We start from the raw sequence: 14,386 nt of genomic DNA, 5'->3' as shown, positions 1-14,386 counted from the left end.
CCGTCGCGAGGAGCACCGGACATGGTCGCGCACCGTCATCTGCACCGGCGCCTGCAGGCGCTGCTGCCCGCCGTCCTCGAAACCCATGGCCTGCATCCCGGCAACCTGCCGGGAACGCTGGCGCGCAGCGCGCAGGCGGCACTGGTCACCGCCGCCGACCGCGGCGGCGCCCTGTGGCTGCGCCTGAGCGAACGCAGCCGCGCGGCCCTGGCCGGCGACGCGGCGACGTTCCTGGCCAGCGCACTGCAGGCACGTGCGGCCTTGCCGGGGGATGCCGCGCCGTGGCGCTACTGCTCCTGGCGTGCGCTGCGCCGCGCGTCGGCCTGGACCGGGGGCGCGGACGCGGAGGACGCCAGCGGCGCGTCCGCGGCGGGTTTCGTCACCTGGGAGGCGCAGGGCCGTGCGCGCCTGCTGGTGCTGCCGGCACAGGCGGCGCTGCTGTGCCGCTGGTGGCGCTGAGGTTGGGCTATCGTGTCGATCGCCGCGACAGCGCGATCGGATAGACCTCGGCCATCGACGACAGGAACACCGACGGTGGCAGGACGCCATCAGCGGTCACAGGACGGGCAGGACGCTCGCGCAGGGACGCGGCAAGGACGCACACGCCAGGGCACCGCCAGGCAGGCAGCGCCAGGGAAACGCTTGCGGTAGAGTGCACGGATGCACTCTCCGCTCTCCATTCAGCGCCTGCGCGGCGCCGGGATCGTGCCGTTCCTGGACGCGGTCGCGCAGTTGCGCATCGCGGTGTTCCGCGACTGGCCGTACCTCTACGACGGCGATCTGGACTACGAACGCGACTACCTGGCCGCCTACGCCGCCTCGCCGGACAGCGTGTTCGTGCTGGCGCGCGACGGCGACCGGGTGGTCGGCGCCTCCACCGGACTGCCGTTGCTCGACGATGCCGAGGCGTTCGCCGCGGCCTTCGCCGGCAGCGGGATCGACCCGGCCGAGGTGTTCTATTTCGGCGAGTCGGTGTTGTTGCCGCAGTACCGCGGCCGCGGCGTCGGCCATGCCTTCTTCGACGAGCGCGAGGCGCATGCGCGCGCGCTCGGCCGCTTCCGCCTGACCGCGTTCTGTTCGGTGGAGCGGACGCCCGACGATCCGCGGCGGCCGCCGGACTACCGCGGCAACGATGCGTTCTGGCGCAAGCGCGGCTACCAGCCGCAACCGGCGTTGCGCATGCACCTGCCGTGGAACGAGGTCGGCCGCGGCGAAACGCCGCATACCCTGGGTTTCTGGACCCGCGCGCTGGAGCCTGTCGCATGAAGGTCGCCGTCGCCAAGTACCCGATCGGCGCGCCCGCCGACTTCACCGCCTTCGCCGACAAGCAGGCCGCGCTGCTCGGCGAGGCCGCGCAGGCCGGCGCGCAACTGGCGGTGCTGCCCGAGTACCTGTCGCTGGAACTGGCCGCCACCTTCGGCGCCGACGTGTCGGCGCGGCTGCCGGCCTCGCTCGCCGCGATCCAGGCACTGCATGCGCCGTACCTGGCCTTGTTCGCCGACCTGGCGCGGCGCCATCGCCTGCACGTGGTCGCCGGCAGCTTCCTGCTCGACCTGGGCCAGGGGCGCTACCGCAACCGCGCCTACTGGTTCGCCCCGGACGGCGGCCACGGCTGGCAGGACAAGCTGCAACTGACCGGCTTCGAGAAGGCCACCGGCCTGATCGACGGCGGCGAGGCGCTGAAGGTCTTCGAGGCCGAGGGCGTGCGCGCCGGTGTGGCGGTCTGCTACGACAGCGAGTTCCCGCTGCCGGTCCGCGCCCAGTACGAGGCCGGCGCGCGCCTGCTGGTGGTGCCCAGTTGCACCGACACCGAGGCCGGCGCCACCCGCGTGCGCGTGGGCTGCCTGGCGCGGGCGCTGGAGAACCGCATCTTCGTGGCCCAGTCGGTGACCGCCGGCGTCGCCGAGTGGAGCCCGGCGCTGGACGTGAACACCGGTGAGGCCACGCTGTACGCGCCGATGGACGCCGGTTTCCCCGCCGACGGCATCGTCGCGCAGACCCGCGGCGAGCAGGTCTGGGCGATCGCCGAACTGGATTTTGCCGCGTTCGAGGCCAGCCGCGCCAATGCGCAAGTGGCCAACGACCGCGACTGGCGCGGGCAGCTGGCACCGGCTGTGCTACGCGCGGAACTGAGCCATTTCGCGTAGCGAAAACGCTTCTGTCGTCCACGTGCACCCAGGCAAGGCAGGCCCTGTCACTCGGCAGAAATGCTGCTTGCACCAATCCCGAATCCCCACTCCCGAATCCCGCGGCGCCGGCAGGCGCCGCCATGGCAAGGTAAAATCGCCCGATTCCCGTCGTTTCGAGCGTTCCATGGCCTGCCGCACCCGTTTTGCCCCCAGTCCCACCGGTTACCTGCACATCGGCGGCGCGCGCACCGCGCTGTACTGCTGGCTGGAGGCGCGCCACCGCGGCGGCGAATTCGTGCTGCGGATCGAGGACACCGACCGCGAACGCAGCACCCAGGCGGCGATCGACGCGATCCTGGAGGCGATGGACTGGCTGGGCCTGGACTACGACGAAGGCCCGATCTACCAGACCCGGCGCCTGGAGCGGTATCGCGAGGTCGCCGAGCAGTTGCTGGCGCAGGGCAAGGCCTACTACGCCTACGAGACCCGCGAGGAACTGGACGCCATGCGCGAAGCGGCGATGGCGCGGCAGGAAAAGCCGCGCTACAACGGCGCCGCGCGCGAGCTGAACCTGGCCTACCGCGACGATCCCAACCGGGTGATCCGCTTCAAGAACCCGACCGAGGGCGTGGTGGCGTTCGACGACCTGATCAAGGGCCGCATCGAGATCGCCAACAGCGAACTGGACGACATGGTGATCTTCCGTCCCGACGGCTACCCCACCTACAACTTCGCGGTGGTGGTGGACGACTGGGACATGGGCATCACCGAGGTGATCCGCGGCGACGACCACATCAACAACACCCCGCGGCAGATCAACATCTACCAGGCGCTGGGCGCGCCGGTGCCGAAGTTCGCGCACATGCCGATGATCCTCGACGAGCAGGGCGCCAAGCTGTCCAAGCGCACCGGCGCGGCCGACGTGATGCAGTACAGGGACGCCGGCTACCTGCCGCACGCGCTGATCAACTACCTGGCGCGGCTGGGCTGGTCGCATGGCGACCAGGAACTGTTCGGGCGCCAGGAGCTGATCGACCTGTTCGACGTCAAGGACGTCAATTCCAAGGCCGCGCGCCTGGACATGGCCAAGCTCGGCTGGGTCAACCAGCACTACCTCAAGAGCGACGACCCGGCGACGATCGCGCCGCAGCTGGAGTTCCAGTTGCGCAAGCTCGGCATCGACCCGGCCGCCGGCCCGGCCGCGGCCGAGGTGGTGGTGGCGCTGCGCGAGCGCGTGCAGACGTTGAAGGAAATGGCCGAGAAAGCCGAGGTCTGGTACCGCCCGCTGACCCACTACGACGAGGCGGCGGTGGCCAAGCACTTCAAGCCGGGCGCCGAACTGGCGCTGGGCAAGGCCCGCGCACTGCTGGCGGCGCTGCCGCAGTGGAGCCTGGACGGCGTCGCCGCGGTGCTGCACGACACCGCCGCCGCCCTGGAGATCGGCATGGGCAAGGTGGCGCAGCCGCTGCGCGTGGCCATCACCGGCACCCAGGTCAGCCCGGACATCTCGCAGACCGTCTACCTGGCCGGGCGCGAAGAGGCCTTGAAACGCATCGACGCCGCGCTCATCAAGATCCCAGCGGGAAGCTGATTCCCGGGAGACCGCCATGTCCAGCAAGAAGACCGCCTGCACCGAGCCGCACCACCACGTCCACGACGCTGCCGACTTCGTCAAGGTGGTGGAGCGGGTCAGCCGCGAGCGCGGTCTGCGCCTGACCCCGATCCGCGCCAACGTGCTGCGGCTGATCGCCGAGGCCGGGCGTCCGGTCAAGGCCTACGACCTGCTGGAATGGGTGCGCGAAGGCAAGGGCGTGGGCGCCGACGCCCCGCCCACGGTGTACCGCGCGCTGGATTTCCTGATGGCCAACGGCTTCGTGCACAAGCTCGAATCGGTCAACGCCTTCGTCGCCTGCCACCACCCGAGCAGCGCCCAGCACTCGGTGCCGTTCCTGATCTGCGACCGCTGCCACAGCGCGGTGGAACTGGAGGACCGCGACGTGGTCGCGCAGCTGGAGCAGCGCGCCAAGGCGCTGGGCTTCCAGCCGCAGGCGCAGACCCTGGAAGTGCACGGGTTGTGCGCGAAGTGCGCGGGCTGAGCTGACGGCCGCGGCGCGCCATCGCCAGCGTCGGAGCGCGCATGTACCCGATCATACTTCCGCTGTTCGCCCAAGACCTGCACCGCAGCGCCGCGTTCTATGCCGCCACCGGCGTGTGTGCCGCCGATCCTGCGGCGCTCCTCGTCGATGCCGATGTCCGGGGGACGATCCTGGTGGAACTGGCGTACGGCCCGAGCCTGCGCGTGCATCGCTGCGAGGACGCCGCGGTGCTGCGCTACCTGCGCGCGCAGCAGCCGCAACTGGAGATCGGCGAGGTGGACGTCGCCGCGATTGCTGCCCGCATCGCGCCGCAACTGCGCCGTGGCGACATCTTCGGCGCTGGCGAGACCGGCTGCTTCCAGGGGCCGCTCGACTATCCTGGCGGCCTGGCGCTGGCGTTCTGCGATCCCGACGGCAACCGCCTGGTGTTCATCGAGTGGTAGCGCCGCGCGTCGCGGCGGCGTGCTACATCGCGCGGAACAGCGGCAGGTAGCTGCGACTGACCGGCAAGGTTTCGCGACGGCCGCGCAGGTGGATCTGCGCGGTGTCGTTGTCGTGGCGAACCAGGTGCGCCACCGCATGCAGGTTGACCACCACCGAGCGGTGCACCTGGCGGAAGCTGGCCGGGTCCAGTTGCGCGACCAGATCCTTGAGCGGCGTCGCCACGATCGCCTGGCAGGGCTGGGCGGCTGCGTCGTGCCAGGCCACGCAGGTGTACTTGTGCTCCGACCGCAGATAGTCGATCGCCTCCACCGGGATCAGCCGTAGCGTGGTGCCGGCCTGCGCGTGCAGCCAGCGCAGCGGCGCCGGCCGCTGCGGCGGCAGCAACTGCGCGGCCAGCCGCTGCAACTGCTCGCTGAGGTCGGCCGCCGGCTGCGCCGCCTGGAGGCGCTGCTGCAGGCGGCCGACGGTATCGGCCAGGCGCGCGTCCTGCACCGGCTTGACCAGGTAGTCCAGCGCGCCCTCGGCGAACGCCTGCACCGCGTAGTCGTCGTAGGCGGTGACGAACACGATGTGCGCGTCGCGGCCGATCTGCTGCGCCGCCTGCACCCCGGACAAGCCAGGCATCTGGATATCCAGGAAGCAGATCTGCGGCTGCCGTTCCGCGAACAGGCGGACCGCGTCCCGGCCGTTGCGCGCTTCGGCGGTGACCCGCAGCGCCGGCCACAGCCGCGCCAGCTGCCGCTTGAGCGCGTCGCGCAGTAGCGGTTCATCGTCGGCGATCAGCGCGCTGGGCGTGTCCATCAGGTCCGCGCCGCCAGCGGGAAGCGGATGTCGGCGCGCGTGCCGTGCGGTAGTTGCGCCGCCACCTGCAGGTGCGCCGCGGCGCCGAAGCTGAGCGCGAGCCGGTCGCGCAAGGTGCCCAGTCCGGTGCCCAGGCCCTGCGCGCTCGCCCCCGCGCCGGTGCCGCTGTCTTCGACCCGCAGGTGGCAGTAGCCGGCCTCGCGCCAGGCGCGGATGACGATGCGGCCGCCGTCCTCGGCCGGGTCGATGCCGTGCTTGACCGCGTTCTCCACCAGCGTCAGCAGCGTCAGGGTGGGGCAACGCACCGCGGACAACGTCTGGTCGGCGTCGATCGCGTACTGCAGGCGGTCGGGCATGCGCATGTACATCAACTCCAGATAGGCGCGGACCAGCGCCAGTTCGTCGCCCAGCGTGGTGGTCGGTTCGTGCAGCCGCGGCACCGCCGCGCGCAGGTAGGCGATCAGGCTGCGCATCAGGTCCGCGGCCTTCGGCGAGCCGATGTCGATCAGCGCTTGCACGTTTGCAAGGGTGTTGAACAGGAAGTGCGGAGCGACCTGGCGCTGCATCAGATGCAGCCGCGCATCCAGCGTCTGCCGTTCCAGTTCGCTGCGCTCCAGCTCGAAGGCCAGCGCCTGGTGCCGGGCCAGGGCGTCTTTCTGCCTGACCAGCGCCGCCAGCGCCGTCCACGGCGCGACCAGCACGCCGGTCACCATCAGCATGAAGAAGCCGGACAGCCGCTCCTCGTCCTTCCAGAACGGCGGTGCGTCGTGCGGGGTCAGGCCGACGTAGATCGCCAGCGTCGTCAGCGGAATGGCCAGCGCCACGCCCAGCACCTGCAGCGCCCAACGCGCCAGCCACGCCGGCAGCCGCCGCGGCCAGCGCTCCAGCGCGACGAAGGCCAGCAGCGCGGCGGCACCGAGCGCGAAGGCGCGGGCCAGCGCCGAGAACGTGGAATCCCAGCTCAGGCTCAGCAGCAGCCCGAGTCCGCCGGACAGGACGCAGACCGTGCCGACGCGGGCCCAGGTCAGCGGCGCGGGGTGGCGTTGCGGTGCGAAGAGCGGAACGGAACCTGGCATGGGCGCGAGCATAGCCGAGGGCACCGGTCGGCGTGCCGCACCGCTAGGCCGGCCGCAGCATCGGCCACCACATGCCCAGCGTCGCGGCGGCGCTGCCGATCAGGGTCACCAGGCTCATCAGTGCCAAGGTGCCGGTCGCCAGCCACTGCAGCGCGCGGCGGCGGCCGTCCAGCGCCCGCAGGTACAGCTCCAGCACCGCCAGCGGCAGCAGCGTCTGCGCGAACGCGAGGATGGTCAGCGCCGGGCCCACGAAACGCTCCGGATCGAAGCCGGCGGGGCCTTGGTTGATCACCAGCCAGAACATGAGGCCGATGCGGAAGAACCACACGCCGCTCACCGCCAGGAACAGGCGCAGCGCCCAGCGCCGGTGCGCGGCGATGCGCCCGGCGCGGGCCGCGCGCCAGGCCACGGCGGCGAACGCCAGGATCAGCAGCGCATTGAGGGTGGTGCCCAGGTGCTGGCCGACGTCGCCGGCGGCGCCGCCGCGCACCCAGATCATCGTCAGTCCGCCCAGGCTCAGCACCAGCGCGCTCAGCAGGTACAGCCGCCCGTTCCAGCGATGCACGGCCGGGGCCAGCCGACGCAGGGCAGGCAGCAACTGCGCCGCGCCGGCCAGCACGATGCCTGCTGCGAGCAGCAGGTGCAGGGCGAGCACGACGTTGAACAGGGTGTCGCCGGCGACGTAGCCGTGGGGCAGGACCCGGTTCCAGCGCTCCGGGGCGCCGGCCAGCGCCGCGCGCCCGTAGAAGACGGTCACGTAGATGGCGAACGCCAATTGGCCGGCGACGGCAAGGCCGCCCCACACGGTGGCGGCTCGGCGCAGGTGCCTGGTCGCGGCGGATGCGGATTGCGCTGCGGGCGCTGCGGCGGACACTGCGGGAGTGGCGGGGGCGATCGGTTGCACGGCAGTCATGCGCAGTCGCAGTGATGGGGAGTGCGCACATGCTGCTGCGGCGCCGGCGTGCGCGCGCGGCCTGTCCGACCGGCGACGGCGGGAGCGGACGGACGGCGCCGGGTGTCGATGGAGCGCGGGGCAGACGCACGATCGGTGCGCGCATGCCGCCGGACCCTGCAGGCACGGCGTGGACCGCGAAAGCACCCGAGATCGCCATGTGGCCGGACGTCGGCGCGGTGGCGACCGAAACCCTGCGTGGTGGCCGATCTACGGTGGCTTGGGCACGGGCGCGCGCCGCATGACCGGTTGCGAGCGGCAATCGCCGCCTGCAGCGGCGAGCGGATGCGCTTCAGGGCGCGGGTTGGGCCGCGTAGCCGCCGAAGAACACCTGCAGCGCGTCGCGTGTGGCCGCGCGCAGGTAGTCCGGCGAAGGGTTCTTCAGCGCGCCGAACAGGCAGGGCATCAAGGTCTCCGCCTCCAGCAGCCCTACCAGGTGCCTGGCGGCGGTGCTCGGGTTGGCGCGGCGCAGCACGCCCAGGTCCATCTGGCGTTCCAGGAACACACCCAGGCGGTTCATGCCCTCGCCAGGGCCGGTCTCGAAGAACAGCAGGCCGATGTCCGAGCGCCCGGACACGCCGATGACGGTCTGCCACACCTGCACGGACTGTTGCGAGCACAGAAACGCCATGCCGTCTTCGCCCATCCGCTGCAACGCGGTCGGCAGAGCGTCCTGGCTCTGCAGGAGCGTCTCCAGGACCGGTTCCATGAAGCGGCGAGCGACGCTGTGCGCGACCGCGACGAACAGCTCTTCCTTGGACGGGAAGTAGCCATACAGCGTGCGTTTGGAGCTGCCCGCGCGGGTGGCGATCTGGCTCATCGAGGCGCCTTCGAACCCGGCCTCCAGGAACACCGCCGCGGCGGCCTGAATGATCGCGTCCCGCTTGGCTTCCGTTCTGACGCGCATCCGACATCCAGGGTTGGGCGCTTAAGTATACCGGCGGGGCAGAAATGATTGACGGCTGCGATTCCCGTGAATAGTATACCGAACCGTACCGTACAAAATTTCCAGTCCGTTCGCGCCTGTCCTCCCGGAGATCCCCGTGCGCCCCCTCCCAACCTCTCGTCTCGCCTTGTCTCTGGCCGTCGCGGCCTCCCTGCTGCTGAGCGCCTGCGGCGCCCCCCCGGGCGGTCCGCCGCCGGCGGAGGGCACCCCGGAGATGGGGGTACTGACCGTGGCCGCGCGTCCCGTCGCACTGACCACCGCCCTGCCGGGCCGCACCGTGCCGTACCTGATCGCCGACGTGCGCCCGCAGGTGAACGGGATCATCCAGTCGCGCGCCTTCCGCGAAGGCAGCGACGTCCAGGCGGGCCAGGCCCTGTATCAGATCGATCCGGCCACCTATCGCGCCAGCTACGACAGTTCCGTCGCCGCGCTCGGCAAGGCGCAGGCGACCCTGCGCACGGCGCGGTTGAAGGCCGAGCGCTACCACGAACTGATCAAGGTCTCGGCGATCAGCAAGCAGGACGACGACGATGCCGATGCCGCGCTTGGTCAGGCCGAGGCGGATGTCGCCGCGGCCAAGGCCAACGTGGAAACCGCCCGCATCAACCTGGCTTATGCGCGGGTCGCGGCGCCGATTTCCGGGCGCATCGGCAAATCCAGCGTGACTCCCGGGGCGCTGGTCACGGCCAGTCAGGCGACGGCGCTGGCCACCATCCAGCAACTGGACCCGATCTACGTCGACGTCACCCAGCCCAGCGCCTCGTTGCTGCGGCTCAAGCAGGCGCTGGCCGCGGGCGAGCTGGAGCAGGCCGATGCCAAGGCGGCGAAGGTGAGCCTGCTGCTGGAGGACGGAAGCCCGTATCCGCTGCAGGGACGGCTGGAGTTCTCCGACGTCACCGTCGACCAGAACACCGGCTCGATCACCTTGCGTGCGGTGTTCCCCAATCCGAACGCGGAGCTGTTGCCCGGCATGTACGTGCGCGCGGTGCTGCAGGAAGGAACCAAGGACCAGGCCATCCTGGTGCCGCAGCAGGCGGTATCGCGCAACGGCGCCGGTAAGCCGACCGCCTACGTGGTCGGCCCCGACCACAAGCTGCAGCTGCGGGTGCTGGAGACCGATCGCGCGGTCGGCGACCAGTGGTTGGTGCGCAGCGGGCTCAGGCCGGGCGAGCACCTGGTGGTCGAGGGCCTGCCGCGGGCGCGGCCCGGGGTGACGGTCAAGACCGTGCCGTGGCAGCCGCCGGCCACCGCCTCTGCGCCTGCGGCGTCCGCCTCTGCCGCGGCCGCGCCGCGCGCCGCGAACTGAGGCGCCGGACCGCCATGGCACGCTTCTTCATCGACCGTCCGATCTTCGCCTGGGTGCTGGCCATCATCGTGATGCTGGCCGGCGTCATCTCCGTTCTCACCCTGCCCATCGCCCAGTACCCGAGCATCGCGCCGCCGGCGGTGGCGATCACCGCCAACTATCCCGGCGCCTCCGCCAAGACCCTCGAAGACACCGTCACCCAGGTCATCGAGCAGAAGATGAAGGGCCTGGATCACCTGAGCTACATGGCCTCCACCAGCGAGTCCAGCGGCCAGGTCACCATCACCCTGACCTTCGACAACGGCACCGATCCGGACACCGCGCAGGTGCAGGTCCAGAACAAGCTGTCGCTGGCCACGCCGTTGCTGCCGCAGGAGGTGCAACAGCAGGGCGTCACCGTGACCAAGTCGGCGACCAACTTCCTCAACGTGCTGGCCTTCACCTCCGAAGACGGCAGCATGAGCGCGTCGGACCTGTCGGACTACGTCGCCGCCAACGTGCAGGAAACGATCAGCCGCGTCGAAGGCGTCGGCGACACCACCTTGTTCGGCTCGCAGTACGCGATGCGCATCTGGCTGGATCCCAACAAGCTCAGCAACTTCGGCCTGACCCCGCTGGACGTGAAGACCGCGGTGCAGGCGCAGAACGCGCAGGTGTCGGCCGGCCAGCTCGGCGCCTTGCCGGCGGCCGCCAACCAGCAGCTCAACGCCACCATCACCGCGCAGACGCGGCTGAAGACCGTGGCCGAGTTCGAGGACATCCTGCTGCGCACGCAGTCCGACGGTTCGCAGGTGCGGTTGCGCGACGTGGCCCGGATCGAACTGGGCAGCGAGAGCTACAACAGTGCCGGCCGCTACAACGGCAAGCCTGCCGCCGGCCTGGCGATCAAGCTCGCCACCGGCGCCAACGCGCTGGACACGGTCAAGGCGATCGACGCCAGTATCGCCGAGCAGGAGAAGTTCTTCCCGCCGGGCATGAAGGTGCAGAAGCCGTACGACACCACGCCATTCGTGCGGATCTCGATCGAAGAGGTGGTGCGCACCCTGGTCGAGGCGGTGGTGCTGGTGTTCCTGGTGATGTACCTGTTCCTGCAGAACTGGCGCGCCACGTTGATCCCGACCATCGCCGTACCGGTGGTGCTGCTGGGCACGTTCGGCGTGCTGGCCGCGTTCGGCTTCACCATCAACACGTTGACCATGTTCGCCATGGTGCTGGCGATCGGGCTGCTGGTGGACGATGCGATCGTGGTGGTGGAGAACGTCGAGCGGGTGATGAGCGAGGAGCATTTGCCGCCGAAGGACGCCACGCGCAAGTCGATGGGGCAGATCACCGGGGCGCTGGTCGGCGTGGCCCTGGTGCTGGCCGCGGTGTTCGTGCCGATGGCCTTCTTCGGCGGGTCCACCGGCGTCATCTATCGCCAGTTCTCGATCACCATCGTCGCGGCGATGACGCTGTCGGTGCTGGTGGCGATGGTGCTGACGCCTGCGCTGTGCGCGACCCTGCTCAAGCCGGCCAAGCAGCACGGCATGGCCACGACCGGCTTCTTCGGTTGGTTCAACCGCGTGTTCGACCGCGGCAACGGTCGCTACCAGAGCGCGGTGCAGCACATGCTGGGCAAGGGCTGGCGCTACATGATCGCCTATGCGGTGGTGTTGGTGCTGGTGGTGGTCGGCTTCATGAAGCTGCCCGTCGGATTCCTGCCCGACGAAGACCAAGGCACCCTGTTCGTGCTGATCCAGTTGCCACCCGGCGCCACCGCGACGCGCACCGATGCGGTGATCCGTCAGGTCGAGCACCACTTCCTGGTCGACGAGAAGGACTCGGTCGCCGGCGTGTTCGCCGTCAACGGCTTCAGTTTCGCCGGCAACGGCCAGAATGTGGGCTTCGCCTTCGTCAAGCTGCGGCCTTGGGACGAGCGCACCGGCAAGGACCAGAGCGTGACCGCGGTTGCGGCCAGGGCCGGTACGTTCTTCGCCGGCATCCGCGACGCCAGGGTGTTCGCGTTCGCGCCGCCGGCGGTGTCCGAGCTGGGCAACGCCACCGGCTTCGACCTGATGCTGCAGGACCGCGCCAACCTCGGCCACGACGCGCTGATGCAGGCGCGCAACCAGTTGCTGGCGGAACTCTCGCAGGACCCGCGGCTGGTCGCGGTACGCCCGAACGGGCAGGAGGATACGCCGGAGTTCAAGCTCGACATCGACCCGCACAAGGCCGAAACGCTGGGCCTGTCGATTTCCGACATCAACGCCGTGTTCTCCAGCGCCTGGGGCAGTACCTACGTCAACGACTTCATCGACAAGGGCCGGGTCAAGAAGGTGATGCTGCAGGCCGATGCGCCTTACCGCATGCTGCCGGAGGACATCGGCCGTTGGTACGTGCGCAACAGCGCCGGGACCATGGTCGCATTCAATTCCTTCGCCAAGGCCAGTTGGATCATGGGTTCGCCGCGACTGGAACGCTACAACAGCGTGCCTTCGGTGGAGATACTCGGCATGGCCAAGCCGGGAGCGGCCTCCAGCGGCCAGGCGCTGGCCATCGTCGAGGCCGCGGCGGCCAAGCTGCCGCCGGGCATCGGCTACGAGTGGACCGGCCTGTCGCGGCAGGAGAAGGCCTCCAGCGGCCAGACCGGCCTGCTGTACAGCCTGTCGATCCTGTTCGTGTTCCTGTGCCTGGCGGCGTTGTACGAGAGCTGGGCGATTCCCTTCGCGGTGATCCTGGTGGTGCCGTTGGGCGTGTTCGGCGCACTGATCGGGGCGGTGCTGACCTGGAAGATGAACGATGTGTACTTCCAGGTTGGACTGCTGACCACGATCGGCCTGGCGTCCAAGAACGCGATCCTGATCGTGGAATTCGCCAAGGATCTGCACGAAAGCGGCAAGAGCCTGCTGGCGTCGGCGCTGGAAGCGGCGCGCATGCGCCTGCGGCCGATCCTGATGACCTCGCTGGCCTTCATCCTCGGCGTGGTGCCGCTGGTCCTGGGCAGCGGTGCCGGCGCCGGCGCGCAGCATGCGCTGGGTACCGCGGTGATCGGCGGCATGCTGTCGGGCACCGTGCTGGCGATCTTCTTCGTTCCGCTGTTCTTCGTGCTGGTGTGCGGGCTGTTCAAGCGCCGCACAGGCAGTCCCCACGATCCGTCCGCCGCGCACGTCGCGGAGGGAGCCTGACATGCCCCGTTTTTCCCTCGCACCGTTGGCAGTGCTGGTCTGCGCCGCGCTCGGCGGCTGCAGCCTGATGCCGGCCTACGAGCGCCCGGCGGCGCCGGTGCCGGCACAGTTCGACGGAACCGCCGGCGCGACGCCAGCGGCATCGGCGGACAGCGTCGCCGTCGCCGACGTCGGCTGGCGCGCGGTGTTCACCGATCCAAAACTGCAGCAGGTGATCGCACTGGCGCTGGACAACAACCGCGACCTGCGCGTGGCTGCGCTGAACATCGACCAGGCCTGGGCGCAGTATCGGGTGCAACGCGCCGACCTGGCGCCAGGCGTCGACCTGGGCGGCAGCGGCACTGGCTCGCGCACCCCGGCCGACCTGTCCGGCACCGGGAAACCGTTGGTGGCGCACAGCGACCACGTCACGCTCGGCACCAGCGCCTACGAACTGGATCTGTTCGGGCGCGTGCGCAGCCTCAAGGAACAGGCGCTGCAGCAATACCTGGCCACCACCGAGGCGCAGCGCAGCACCCACATCAGCCTGATCGCGCAAGTCGCCACGTCGTACCTGACCCTGGCCGCCGACCAGGACCTGCTGCGGTTGGCCCAGGACACGCTGACCAGCCAGAGCGAAACCTACCGCCTGCAGCAGCGCAGCTTCGAGCTCGGTGCGGCCTCGGCGCTCACCTTGCGGCAGGCGCAAAGCACGGTGGAGAGCGCACGGGTGGATGTGGAGCGCTATACCGCGCAGGTGGCGCAGGACCGCAATGCGCTGCGCCTGCTGGTCGGTACCGAGGTGCCGACCGAACTGATGCCGACCTCGCTGCCGGACAGCGCCAGCGCCGATGCCGGCGTTCTGGCCACCATTCCGGCAGGCCTGCCTTCGGAACTGCTGCAGCGGCGCCCGGATATCCTGCAGGCCGAGCACACCTTGCAGGCAGCCAATGCCAACATCGGCGCTGCGCGTGCCGCGTTCTATCCGAGTATCAGCCTGACGGCCTCGGCCGGGAGCGCCAGCGCCGGGCTGTCCGGGTTGTTCAAGGGCGGTTCCGGCAGCTGGAGCTTTGCGCCCAGCATTTCGCTGCCGATCTTCGACGCCGGCCGCAACCGCGCCAATCTCGATGTCGCCAAGGTGCAGCGCGAGATCGACGTCGCGAACTACGAAAAGGCGATCCAGACCGCGTTCCGCGAAGTCTCCGATGCGCTCGCCGAACGCAGCACGCTGGGCCGCCAACTGCAGGCGCAACAGGCACTGGTGGAGGCATCGGCCGACAGTTACCGGTTGGCGCAGGCGCGTTTCGAACGTGGCGTGGACAGCTATCTTGGCGCGCTGGATGCGCAGCGCACGCTGTATGGCGCCAAGCAGACCTTGATCACGACGCGGCTGTCGCGCTTCACCAATCTGGTGACCTTCTACAAGGCATTGGGCGGCGGCTGGGTGGAGATGGCGGCGCCGTCGCGGGCGGCCGCGGCACTGGACCGCTAAC

13 protein-coding genes are annotated in these 14,386 nt (G+C 69.9%); 9 read left to right on the top strand and 4 right to left on the bottom strand.

Annotated elements, in window-relative coordinates; all coding sequences use genetic code 11:
• Positions 1-21 precede the first annotated feature (21 nt).
• The 6 genes from PG878_RS13320 (at position 22) to PG878_RS13295 (ending at position 4,668) form a co-directional block, all read left to right on the top strand.
• Complete coding sequence (locus tag PG878_RS13320) at positions 22-459, top strand: hypothetical protein (RefSeq protein WP_209031781.1); 438 nt, start codon at positions 22-24, stop codon at positions 457-459.
• 201 nt (positions 460-660) lie between these two features.
• Positions 661-1,266: a GNAT family N-acetyltransferase gene (locus tag PG878_RS13315; RefSeq protein WP_209031782.1), complete on the top strand. Its 606-nt coding sequence runs from the start codon at positions 661-663 to the stop codon at positions 1,264-1,266.
• Entirely contained in the window at positions 1,263-2,147 is an 885-nt protein-coding gene (locus tag PG878_RS13310) for a carbon-nitrogen hydrolase family protein (protein WP_209031784.1), read from the top strand. The genes PG878_RS13315 and PG878_RS13310 overlap by 4 nt, the downstream gene beginning before the upstream one ends.
• Before the next feature lie 166 nt (positions 2,148-2,313).
• Complete coding sequence (gene gltX, locus PG878_RS13305; protein ID WP_209031786.1) at positions 2,314-3,720, top strand: glutamate--tRNA ligase; 1,407 nt, start codon at positions 2,314-2,316, stop codon at positions 3,718-3,720.
• Positions 3,721-3,736: 16 nt separating this feature from the next.
• On the top strand, positions 3,737-4,225 hold the full coding sequence (locus tag PG878_RS13300) for a transcriptional repressor (RefSeq protein ID WP_010343476.1): 489 nt from the start codon (positions 3,737-3,739) through the stop codon (positions 4,223-4,225).
• A 41-nt stretch (positions 4,226-4,266) separates the two neighbouring features.
• Positions 4,267-4,668 carry a hypothetical protein gene (locus PG878_RS13295; RefSeq protein WP_209031788.1) on the top strand — a complete coding sequence of 134 codons (402 nt, stop codon included), beginning with the start codon at positions 4,267-4,269 and terminating at the stop codon, positions 4,666-4,668.
• A 22-nt stretch (positions 4,669-4,690) separates the two neighbouring features.
• Here PG878_RS13295 and PG878_RS13290 read toward each other — a convergent pair whose 3' ends face one another.
• The 4 genes from PG878_RS13290 to PG878_RS13275 all read right to left on the bottom strand — a co-directional run bounded on the left by PG878_RS13290 (position 4,691) and on the right by PG878_RS13275 (position 8,405).
• Positions 4,691-5,470, bottom strand: a complete 780-nt coding sequence (locus PG878_RS13290; protein ID WP_209031790.1) for a LytR/AlgR family response regulator transcription factor — start codon at positions 5,468-5,470, stop codon at positions 4,691-4,693.
• Complete coding sequence (locus PG878_RS13285) at positions 5,470-6,546, bottom strand: sensor histidine kinase (protein ID WP_209031792.1); 1,077 nt, start codon at positions 6,544-6,546, stop codon at positions 5,470-5,472. Before PG878_RS13285 ends, PG878_RS13290 begins: the two co-directional genes overlap by 1 nt.
• 43 nt (positions 6,547-6,589) lie before the next feature.
• A complete protein-coding gene (locus PG878_RS13280) occupies positions 6,590-7,351 on the bottom strand; it encodes a DUF2306 domain-containing protein (RefSeq protein ID WP_311185970.1) in 762 nt (253 codons plus the stop codon).
• 439 nt (positions 7,352-7,790) lie between these two features.
• A complete protein-coding gene (locus PG878_RS13275; RefSeq protein ID WP_209031795.1) occupies positions 7,791-8,405 on the bottom strand; it encodes a TetR/AcrR family transcriptional regulator in 615 nt (204 codons plus the stop codon).
• Between the two features lie 136 nt (positions 8,406-8,541).
• On the opposite strand from PG878_RS13275, the gene PG878_RS13270 reads away from it, so the two are divergent.
• From PG878_RS13270 to adeC, 3 genes are read left to right on the top strand one after another with little or no spacing between them, the layout of a single operon-like run.
• On the top strand, positions 8,542-9,750 hold the full coding sequence (locus tag PG878_RS13270; protein ID WP_311185969.1) for an efflux RND transporter periplasmic adaptor subunit: 1,209 nt from the start codon (positions 8,542-8,544) through the stop codon (positions 9,748-9,750).
• A gap of 14 nt (positions 9,751-9,764) precedes the next feature.
• Entirely contained in the window at positions 9,765-12,914 is a 3,150-nt protein-coding gene (locus PG878_RS13265; protein WP_209031797.1) for an efflux RND transporter permease subunit, read from the top strand.
• A 1-nt stretch (position 12,915) separates the two neighbouring features.
• A complete protein-coding gene (gene adeC, locus PG878_RS13260; protein WP_209031799.1) occupies positions 12,916-14,385 on the top strand; it encodes an AdeC/AdeK/OprM family multidrug efflux complex outer membrane factor in 1,470 nt (489 codons plus the stop codon).
• Position 14,386 lies beyond the last annotated feature (1 nt).

Source organism: Xanthomonas hawaiiensis, from assembly GCF_031834635.1.
GTDB lineage: Bacteria > Pseudomonadota > Gammaproteobacteria > Xanthomonadales > Xanthomonadaceae > Xanthomonas_A > Xanthomonas_A sacchari.
Note: the sequence above shows the minus strand (reverse complement) of the source record. Positions and strands in the feature narration are given on the sequence as shown.

Bases quoted from the DNA above. Each gene is read 5' to 3' on its own strand.
- PG878_RS13275 (WP_209031795.1), bottom strand. From the start codon at position 8,405: ATGCGCGTCAGAACGGAAGCCAAGCGGGACGCGATCATTCAGGCCGCC.
- PG878_RS13265 (WP_209031797.1), top strand. From the start codon at position 9,765: ATGGCACGCTTCTTCATCGACCGTCCGATCTTCGCCTGGGTGCTGGCC.
- PG878_RS13310 (WP_209031784.1), top strand. From the start codon at position 1,263: ATGAAGGTCGCCGTCGCCAAGTACCCGATCGGCGCGCCCGCCGACTTC.
- PG878_RS13285 (WP_209031792.1), bottom strand. From the start codon at position 6,546: ATGCCAGGTTCCGTTCCGCTCTTCGCACCGCAACGCCACCCCGCGCCG.
- PG878_RS13315 (WP_209031782.1), top strand. From the start codon at position 661: ATGCACTCTCCGCTCTCCATTCAGCGCCTGCGCGGCGCCGGGATCGTG.
- PG878_RS13295 (WP_209031788.1), top strand. From the start codon at position 4,267: ATGTACCCGATCATACTTCCGCTGTTCGCCCAAGACCTGCACCGCAGC.
- PG878_RS13290 (WP_209031790.1), bottom strand. From the start codon at position 5,470: ATGGACACGCCCAGCGCGCTGATCGCCGACGATGAACCGCTACTGCGC.
- gltX (WP_209031786.1), top strand. From the start codon at position 2,314: ATGGCCTGCCGCACCCGTTTTGCCCCCAGTCCCACCGGTTACCTGCAC.
- adeC (WP_209031799.1), top strand. From the start codon at position 12,916: ATGCCCCGTTTTTCCCTCGCACCGTTGGCAGTGCTGGTCTGCGCCGCG.
- PG878_RS13320 (WP_209031781.1), top strand. From the start codon at position 22: ATGGTCGCGCACCGTCATCTGCACCGGCGCCTGCAGGCGCTGCTGCCC.
- PG878_RS13300 (WP_010343476.1), top strand. From the start codon at position 3,737: ATGTCCAGCAAGAAGACCGCCTGCACCGAGCCGCACCACCACGTCCAC.